Below are 8198 nucleotides of genomic sequence, written 5' to 3'. Positions count from 1 at the left end.
CCGAACTCGGCGTCTCCCGCGGGGTGGTGACCGACGCCTACCGGCGCCTCGCCGAGGAGGGGCAGATCGCGGGCCGCGGGCGGGGCGGCACGGTCGTGGTCGCGGCCACCGCCGTACCGGTCACGGCCGCCGTCGTACCGGGGGAGGTGCCCGCGGCGCGGCCGCCCCGCCAGGTGCCCGCGCTGTTCCGGGACGACCCCGACCCCGAGGTCTTCGAGCGGCTGCGCGGCGCCCCCGCCAGGATCGACCTCACCCCCGGCGTGCCCGACCTCGCGGCCTTCCCCCGCGCCGCCTGGCTGCGCGCCGAACGGGCCGTCCTCGACGGCCTCGTCGCGTCCGACCTCGGCTACGGCGACGTGCGCGGCACCCCGGTCCTGCGCCGGGCCGTCGCCCACTGGCTGGCCCGCAACCGGGGCATCCGCGCCGACCCCGACGAGGTGCTGATCGTCGCCGGTACGGCCCAGGCGCTCGCCCTGCTCGGCCGCGCGCTCGGGCGGGCGGGCATCGACGAGGTCGCGGTGGAGGACCCGGGCTCGGTCGGCGTCCGGCAGCACCTCGCCCACTGGCTCGCCGCCACCCCGCCCGTCCCGGTCGACGCCGAGGGCGTCCGGGTCGACGCGCTGCGCAACACCGGCGCCCCGGCCGTCCTGCTCACCCCGGCCCACCAGTTCCCGACCGGTGTCGTGCTCGGCGGCGAACGGCGCCGCGAACTGCTGCGCTGGGCGGCGGAGGGCGGCCTGGTCATCGAGGACGACTACGACGCCGAGCACCGCTACGACCGTCCGCCCGTCCCGGCCCTGCGGGCGGTCCTGCCGGATCGGGTCTGCTACGCGGGCAGCGTCTCCAAGCTGCTCGCCCCCGCGCTGCGCACCGGCTGGCTGCTGGTCCCGGACCGGCTGCGGGACGCCGTCCTGGAGGCCAAGCGGTTCGCCGACCTCGGGAACCCGGTGCTGCCCCAGCTGGTCCTCGCCCGGCTGATGGAGTCCGGCGACCTCGACCGGCATCTGCGGCTGCTGCGCCGCCGCCACCGCCGCCGCCGGGATGCGATGATCGACGCCATCCGCACCCACCTGCCGGGGGCCACGGTGCACGGCGCGGCGGCCGGCCTCCACCTGATGCTGACGCTTCCGGAGGGATGCGGCCGTACCGATACGGGGTTGGCCGCCGCCGCCCTGGCGGAGGGGGTCAAGGTGCAGCCGCTGTCCTGGCACGCCCGGTTGCCGTACCCGCCCGGCCTGGTCCTCGGCTACGCGGCGGGCTCGGTGTCCGAGATCGCCGAGGGTGTGGCCGTCCTGGGCCGGCTGGTCCGCGGAGAGGTGTCACCTCGCGGAGATTGAGTCGGATTATCGGATGAATACGGTGTATGGGGGAATGCCGCGCCGCACCCCTGGGTACGTTGACATGCCGAAGTCACCTGTCGACCGGGAGGCGTGATGGCCCTGTTCCGAAGTGTCGCCCAGTTCGGGGTGGTGCTGGCCGTCATGGGCGCCGCGCTCGGGCCGGTGCCGCTCGGCTCGCCCGCCCCGCCGCGCGGTGCCCCGGGCGCTCCGGGTGCCCCGGGCGCTCCGGGCGTCCCGGGTGCACCGGACGAGAGGACCGCGGCGATGGCCGGCCTGGCGCAGGAGGACTCCCGGGTGCTCGCCGGGCGGCGGGTCGTGCTGTCGTACCCGGGCCCGATACCGTCGGCCACGACGCTCCAGGCACTCCGGGAGGGCCGGGCCGCCGGGGTGATCCTGTTCGGTGAGAACATCACCAGCCCGGAGCAACTCGCCGAGGCCATAGCCGAGTTGAAGCAGGCCGCCGCCGAGGCGCCGCATCCGCGCCCGCTGCTGCTGATGACCGACCAGGAGGGCGGCAAGGTCCGCCGGCTGCCCGGTGCGCCCGAACTCTCCGCCCGCCGCGTCGGGTTGGCGGCGAACCCGGTCGCCGCGGCGGCGGAGTCCGGGGCCGGTGCCGCCCGGACCCTCACCGACGCCGGGCTGAACCTCAACCTCGCCCCGGTGCTCGACGTCTACGACACGCCGGACAACTTCATCGACCACTCCGAGCGCTCCTTCGGCCAGGACCCGGCCAAGGTGGCGGAGTTGGGCAGCGCCTTCCTCACCGCCCAGCAGGGCCTCGGCGTGGCCGCGACCGCCAAGCACTTCCCCGGTCTCGGCGCCGCGCCCCGGGGCGCGAACACCGACGAGAGCCCGGTCACCCTGAACGTCCCGCTGTCGCAGCTCCGCGCCCGCGGCGAGGCCCCGTACCGGGCGGCCATCGCGGCGGGCGTGCGCCTGGTGATGGCCTCCTGGGCGATCTACCCGGCGCTGGACCCGGACCACCCGGCCGGGTTCTCGCACGCGATCATCCAGGGCGAGCTGCGCGGCCGGCTCGGCTTCGACGGCGTGACCGTCACCGACGCCATGGAGGCGGACGCACTGGCCCCGTACGGCGGCCCCGGTGACCGCGCGCTGGCCGCCGCGGCGGCCGGGATGGACCTGATGCTCTGCTCCGGGCGCGACCCCCGGCAGGGTGAGGAGGCCACCGAGGCGCTGGCCGCCGCCCTGGACGACGGCCGCCTGGACCGGCACGCCTTCAGCGAGGCGGTGGCCCGGGTCGACGCCCTGCGCGGCTCGCTGGGCTGAGCCGGCGGCGGCTCGGCAGTGGCTTCGGCGGCGGCTTCGAAGGCGGCTCCGGGGGCGTTCGGAAACGGTTCACCCGGGCTCCACGCGGGCGTCCCCTGGATGGGGGCGCCCGTTCGACTGTCCAGCGCTGATTGCGCCATCGAAGGTTCAGTTTCGGTCGACACCTGACTTCCGAGGGTAAATCCGCCTCATGGCCGAGGAATCGCATGTCAAAGTTTCTGTCGTGGGCCTATGAAATGTCATATGTACCACGTCACCTGTTCCCAGTCCGTCCTCATACCCTCCGAAGGAGGAGGCACCGATGAACCGCATGAGTCGCGCCACCTGGATCGCCGCCGGCGCCGTCACCCTGCTCGCCGCCCCCGTCCCGGCCATCGCCGCGACCCCGGCCGCCGCCACCACCACCGCCACCGTCACCACCTGCGGCTACTCCAGCCTGCAGGCCGGCCTGGCCACCTACGCCTGCGCCGACGTGACGGGTGACAGCGTCGCGGTCTACGGGAAGATCGGCCTGGCCGGCCCGCCGTCCCCGGGCACCCCGTGGCCGCCGGCGCCGAAGGAGCTGGTGACCCACCTGTCGGCCAACGTGACCGGCGGGGCCTCGCTCGGCACCGTGAACGGCCGCACCGTGTTCCAGGTCTCCACCGTGCGGGTCGACGGCATCTCCAGCACGGTGCCGTGCGGGTCCACCGTGCACGTCTCCTTCGACGTCGAGGGCTTCTGGAGCGGGCAGGTCCCGGCCACGGTCGATGTGCCTGTAGTCTGCTGACGGCTCATCACCATGACTGCCGAGCCCGGGAGTTGGCAGCGTCCCGGGCTCGGCTTTCGCATGCCCCGACCCGATCGCGACCGCCCGGCGGAGCGCCCGGTCGGGGCCTTCCGGATTCCGGCGCACCCCGGCTGCGCACGGTGACGACTTGAAGAAATCTTCATCTGTCGCGATGATGCCTACCGGCCGCGGCGGAGATCCCCGCCCGGCCGGACGACCATCCAGCCGGACCCGAGGGAGAGCGCGGACGATGCCGGTGCCGCTGTACCAGGCCAAGGCGGAGTTCTTCCGCACCCTCGGCCACCCCGTACGGATCCGGGTCCTGGAACTGCTCCAGGACGGCCCCCGGCCGGTGCGCGAGCTGCTGGCGGAGATCGAGGTCGAGCCGTCCAACCTCTCCCAGCAGCTCGCGGTGCTGCGCCGCACCCAGCTGGTCACGGCGACCCGTGAGGGCAACACCGTGGTGTACGCGCTCAGCACCCCGGACGTCGCCGAACTGCTGCGCGCGGCCCGCCGGATCCTGACCGAGCTGATCACCGACCAGGGCGCGCTGCTCACCGAGCTGCGCGCCCCCGGCGGTCGGCCCCGCTGAGCCGCGCCCGGCCCGTCCGCCCGATCCGAGGAGAAGCACCACCATGAGCGCCAGCACGAGCGACGACAGCGTGAGCGAGGGCAGTACCAGCGGGAGCGGTACGGGCGGGGACGGTACGAGCGAGGAGAAGCGGCGCCGCAAGGCGATGCTGATCCGCGCGGGCATCTACATCTTCGCCACCCACCTGTTCGCCGGTTTCGTGCTGCTGCTGTTCGCGCTCGGCGGCCGGAAGTAGCGCTCCCGGACCGGGCCGCTCACTGGCGCGCCTCCCGGTCCCGCACGCGGTAGCGGTGGCTGGTGCTGGTCCAGGCCTGCACGCCGGCGACCAGCTCCCGGGTGCCGTCCAGGTACCAGCGCCCGGCCGGGTGGCGGCGCAGCAGGTCGCGGCGCAGCTCCTCGCTCTCCTGCTGCAGCTGCGCCACCCGGGTGCGCACCGCGTGGACCGCCCGGTCGCGGGTGCAGCCGTGGGCCCGCTCGAGGGTGAGCACGGTGTTGAACGCCGTCCCGCCCTGCCGCTCCTCGCGCTTCAGCGAGTAGAGGTCGTTGATCAGCGTGGCGGCGTCGGCGGTGTTGGCGCGCAGCTGGTGCAGCGCGGGCTCCGCGTGCAGCGCGGCCGGGGCGTCGGTGCCGTGGACCCGTTCCATTATGTTCATGAACGGGTAGAGGCAACTGCCGTGCCGGCGCAGCCACATGGTGTCCGTCAGGTCGAGGCCGAGGGCGGGCACGGTGCCGTTGGCGCGGTGGTCGGCCTCGGCGGGGAAGGTGGCCAGGCAGGCCCGCCATTCCCGGGCTGCCCGGGCGCGCCACTCGGGGGACATCGAGGCGGTCTGGCGCTCCCACACCTCCCTCCAGGAGAGCAGTAGTCGACTTTCGGAAGGGCTCCCGCCGCGGGCGCCGTCGAGGACCGCGATCAGCGGGTCGACCACGGCGCGGGCCTGGACGGGGTGGCGGCCGGGCGGGCCGTCGAACCGGTCGTCCAGGATGGTGAACCAGCCCAGCATGTCCACCAGGAGGTCGAGTTCGGTGCCCCGGGCGCGGGGATAGGCGTAGCCGATCAGCTCGTGCAGCGCGTACCCCCGGTAGCGGGGCAGCTCCGCCGGGGTGAGCAGGCCGCGGCGGACCGCCCAGTCGGCGTGCCGGTCGGCGGAGAGGAGCAGGTCGGCACGCGACCGGAGGTCCGCCGGGGCGGCCGGGTCGGCGGGGGCGGTCGCACGGCTGGCGCCGGTGAACGGACACCGGCCCGACGGCGGCTCACCGGGGGAGGAGGGCACTGTGTCCCCCGGTGAGGAGCCGGTATCACCCTCGCGGGAGGCCGCGGTGGAGCTCCTGCGTGGGGAGCGCGCGCCGCGCGGCGCGAGCCGCACCCGCAGGCCGTGCGCCTGGACCGTCGTCCACACCACCTCGCGGGCCCGGGCGCCCGGCACCGCCACCGGCCGCCAGCGCCGCAGGATCGCCGCGGCCGCGACGGTCAGCTCCGCCCAGGCGAAGGCCTCGCCGATGCACTTGTGCTTGCCCGCACCGAACGGCAGGAAGGACGGCCGTCCGGTGCCGCCGGCGTCCTGCCAGCGCTCGGGCCGGAAGCTCATGGGCTCGGGGTAGCGCAGCGGGTCGCGGTGCAGCGCGGTGAGGCTGTACAGCAGTTCGGTGCCGGCCGGGACGCGGTACGGGCCCAGATCGACCGGAACCCGGGCGGTGCGCATCAGGAAGGCGTTCGGCGCGTGCAGCCGCACCACCTCCTGGGTGACGCTGCGGGTGTACGTGAGCCGGGCCAGCGCCTCGAGGGTGGGGACGGTGCCCGCGGGCAGGTGCTCGTCCAGCTCGGCGAGGATCCGGGCCTCCACCTCGGGGTGGCGCAGCAGCTCGTCCAGCAGCCAGGTGAGCGTGGTGGAGACGGTCTCGGTGCCCGCGCCGAACATGGCGATCGCCTCGGACCGCACGTCGGCCTCGGTGAGCGGGCACCCGCTGGCCGGGTCGGTCGCGGCGCGCAGCAGGGCGGGCAGGGTGCGGCGGCCCTCCTCGGCGCCCGCGGCGCGGCCGTTGACGGCCTGGTCGACCACCCGGTTGAGCACCCGGACGGCGTCGTCGAAGCGCCGGTTGACGGGCAGCGGCAGCCGGGCGAGCGCCGGGCTCGGGTAGAGGGACTGGACGATCTGGCCCTTCACCAGGTCCGGCAGCGCCCGGTGGAAGGCGACGGTGGCGTCCTCGCTGAGCCGGGCGTCGAACAGCGTGCGGGTGACGATCTCCAGCGCCAGGTGGTTCATCTCCTTGGCCACGTCGAGGACCTGCCCGGGGCGCCAGCGTCCGGCCCGCTCCTCGGTGACCTGCTGCATCACGGCCAGGTACTCGCCCATCCGGTCCGGGCCGAAGGCCGGCTGGATGATCCGGCGGCGGTCCCGGTGGGCCTGGCCCTCGGACATCAGCAGGCCGTCGCCGAAGGCCGTCTTGAGGGTGTCCTGGACGGCGCCGCGCGGGCAGTCGTGGGCCAGCGCGACGAGCAGGGTGTGGACCAGCCGGGCGTCGGTGACCACGCAGACGGTGCGCGGGCCGAGGCGGATGCGGACCACCCCGCCGTGGCGGGAGAGCGAACCGAGGAAGCGGAGCGGGTCGCGCAGCAGGGCACCGGCGTGCCCGAGGCCGGGCAGGGCGCCGGGGGCCAGCGGCGGGACGGCGGCGCGGGCCAGCGGGGACGGGCCGGGTGCGGTTCTCGGGGGGACGATCAGCTTCCGCGTCTCGGTCAGCAGGGACATGACACTACCTCTCACCAGAGGGGCCGGTGCGGGCGATGCCGGGTGGCAGCGGCGGGCCGGCCGGGAGCCGGGGGTCCGCCCAGCGCGGGCCCCGCGCGCGCCCCCGGCGGGAGGGCGCACGTTGAACAAACGCGCCGGTTTCCCGAGCGTTGCGCCGAATGTGCGGGGATCACTCCAACGGCCGAGTGGATCGACCCTTTCGTGCGTGCTCGAAATCCGGTGTTGACCTGCGCCGATGCGACCCTCCGGGCGGTCGGCGGCTCGCCCGCGGGGCAGGGTCTTTGGACCCTCGCCGCACGGGCGTACGAGGGACAGCATGGATGCGAAGAAGGAGGAACCTGATGACCCGTCTGCGCCACCGGCTGGCCCTCGACGTCCGGGTGGAGATCCGCGGTGAGCTGCCCCGCGAGGAGGCCGAGTACGCCCGGGCCCGGGCACTGGCCACCGCCGCGGCGCTCGGCCCCGACACCCACGCGCTGCGACTGCGGCTGACCCGCTCGCGAAACCGCTCGGTGACCCGGCCCGCGCTGGCCCAGGCGGACGTCGAGCTGGCGGGCGTCGGCCCGGTCCGGGTGCAGCTGGCCACCGGCACCGCGCGGGAGTCCGTCGACCTGGTGCTCGGCACACTGGCCGGCCGGGCCGTCCGGCTGCGCGAGCAGGGCGACATCGGCTTCGCCGTCGCGTACGAGAGCGCCTACCGCCCGCAGTTCGCCGACCGTCCGCTCGCCCAGCGGCGGATCGCCCGGCACAAGGCGGTCGTGCTCGCCCGCCGCGGCCCCGAACAGGCCGTGCTCGAACTGCTCGCCCTCGACCGGCGGTTCCACCTCTTCGCGGACGCCGCGACCGGACGGGACGGCCTGGTGCACCGTTGCACGCCGGGCGGCACGGTGGAACTGTGCGCCGCGGGCACCAGCGCGATGCCCCCGCTCGACCTCGCCGAGGCGGCCCGCCGGCTCTGGCTCACCGGCCGCCCGTTCGTCGGCTGGACCGACCCCGGCGACCACCGGGCCCGGGTGCTCTACCGCCGCTTCGACGGCCACTACGGCCTGATAGCGCCGGTATCGGAGGGCCGGATCGGGGCAGGAACCCTGTCGGCACAGGACTGACACCACGACCCGACGACCACACCACCAACTCTCCACGACAGGGGCCGGGACCATGGACTGCGACGAGGTCATGCTGACCGTCCGGATCACCGCCGCCGAGCGCGCGCTGCTGCGCGACCTCGCGCGCGGGCACGGCGGCGACGTCTCCGACGTGGCGGTGGACGGGCTGCTGGAGGTCATCCCCGCGCTGCACGACGACGCCTGCGTCCTGCCGCTGCTACGCGTTCTGGCCAGACCGGCGCCGTTCGCGCTCACGCTCTGGCTGCCCGCGGCGGTCGCGGACCTGCTGCCGTTGCTCGGCGAGCGGCTGGTGCGGACCGGCGGCCCCGCGGCCGGGCCGGCCAGCGCCGCGCTCTC

At 75.1% G+C, this 8198-nt stretch carries 8 protein-coding genes; 7 read left to right on the top strand and 1 reads right to left on the bottom strand.

Annotation, left to right across the window (positions count from 1 at the left end; all coding sequences use genetic code 11):
• The 5 genes from AE652_RS28915 to AE652_RS28895 form a co-directional block, all read left to right on the top strand.
• A partial coding sequence (locus AE652_RS28915; protein ID WP_049656774.1) for a PLP-dependent aminotransferase family protein occupies positions 1-1337 on the top strand: 1337 nt, incomplete at its 5' end.
• Positions 1338-1433: 96 nt separating this feature from the next.
• Complete coding sequence (locus AE652_RS28910) at positions 1434-2627, top strand: glycoside hydrolase family 3 N-terminal domain-containing protein (protein WP_053112320.1); 1194 nt, start codon at positions 1434-1436, stop codon at positions 2625-2627.
• Positions 2628-2928: 301 nt separating this feature from the next.
• Positions 2929-3396: a hypothetical protein gene (locus AE652_RS28905; protein ID WP_049656770.1), complete on the top strand. Its 468-nt coding sequence runs from the start codon at positions 2929-2931 to the stop codon at positions 3394-3396.
• 250 nt (positions 3397-3646) lie between these two features.
• Positions 3647-3988 carry a helix-turn-helix transcriptional regulator gene (locus AE652_RS28900; protein WP_049656769.1) on the top strand — a complete coding sequence of 114 codons (342 nt, stop codon included), beginning with the start codon at positions 3647-3649 and terminating at the stop codon, positions 3986-3988.
• 43 nt (positions 3989-4031) lie between these two features.
• A complete protein-coding gene (locus tag AE652_RS28895; RefSeq protein ID WP_049656767.1) occupies positions 4032-4223 on the top strand; it encodes a DUF6126 family protein in 192 nt (63 codons plus the stop codon).
• A 19-nt stretch (positions 4224-4242) separates the two neighbouring features.
• Here the strand turns inward: AE652_RS28895 and AE652_RS28890 are convergent, their stop codons facing one another.
• Positions 4243-6735, bottom strand: coding sequence for a cytochrome P450 (locus AE652_RS28890; protein ID WP_049656765.1), 2493 nt, complete (start codon positions 6733-6735; stop codon positions 4243-4245).
• A 341-nt stretch (positions 6736-7076) separates the two neighbouring features.
• Between AE652_RS28890 and AE652_RS28885 the strand changes: the two genes are divergently transcribed.
• Together AE652_RS28885 and AE652_RS28880 are read left to right on the top strand one after the other, a co-directional pair.
• Complete coding sequence (locus AE652_RS28885; protein ID WP_049656763.1) at positions 7077-7841, top strand: sigma 54 modulation/S30EA ribosomal C-terminal domain-containing protein; 765 nt, start codon at positions 7077-7079, stop codon at positions 7839-7841.
• Positions 7842-7893: 52 nt separating this feature from the next.
• Positions 7894-8198: hypothetical protein (locus AE652_RS28880; RefSeq protein WP_049656761.1), on the top strand; the 305-nt coding region annotated here is incomplete at its 3' end.

The sequence above is a fragment of the Kitasatospora sp. MY 5-36 genome (assembly GCF_001182915.1).
In the GTDB taxonomy this organism is placed as follows: Bacteria; Actinomycetota; Actinomycetes; order Streptomycetales; family Streptomycetaceae; genus Kitasatospora.
This window is presented reverse-complemented; position numbering and strand designations above follow the sequence as displayed.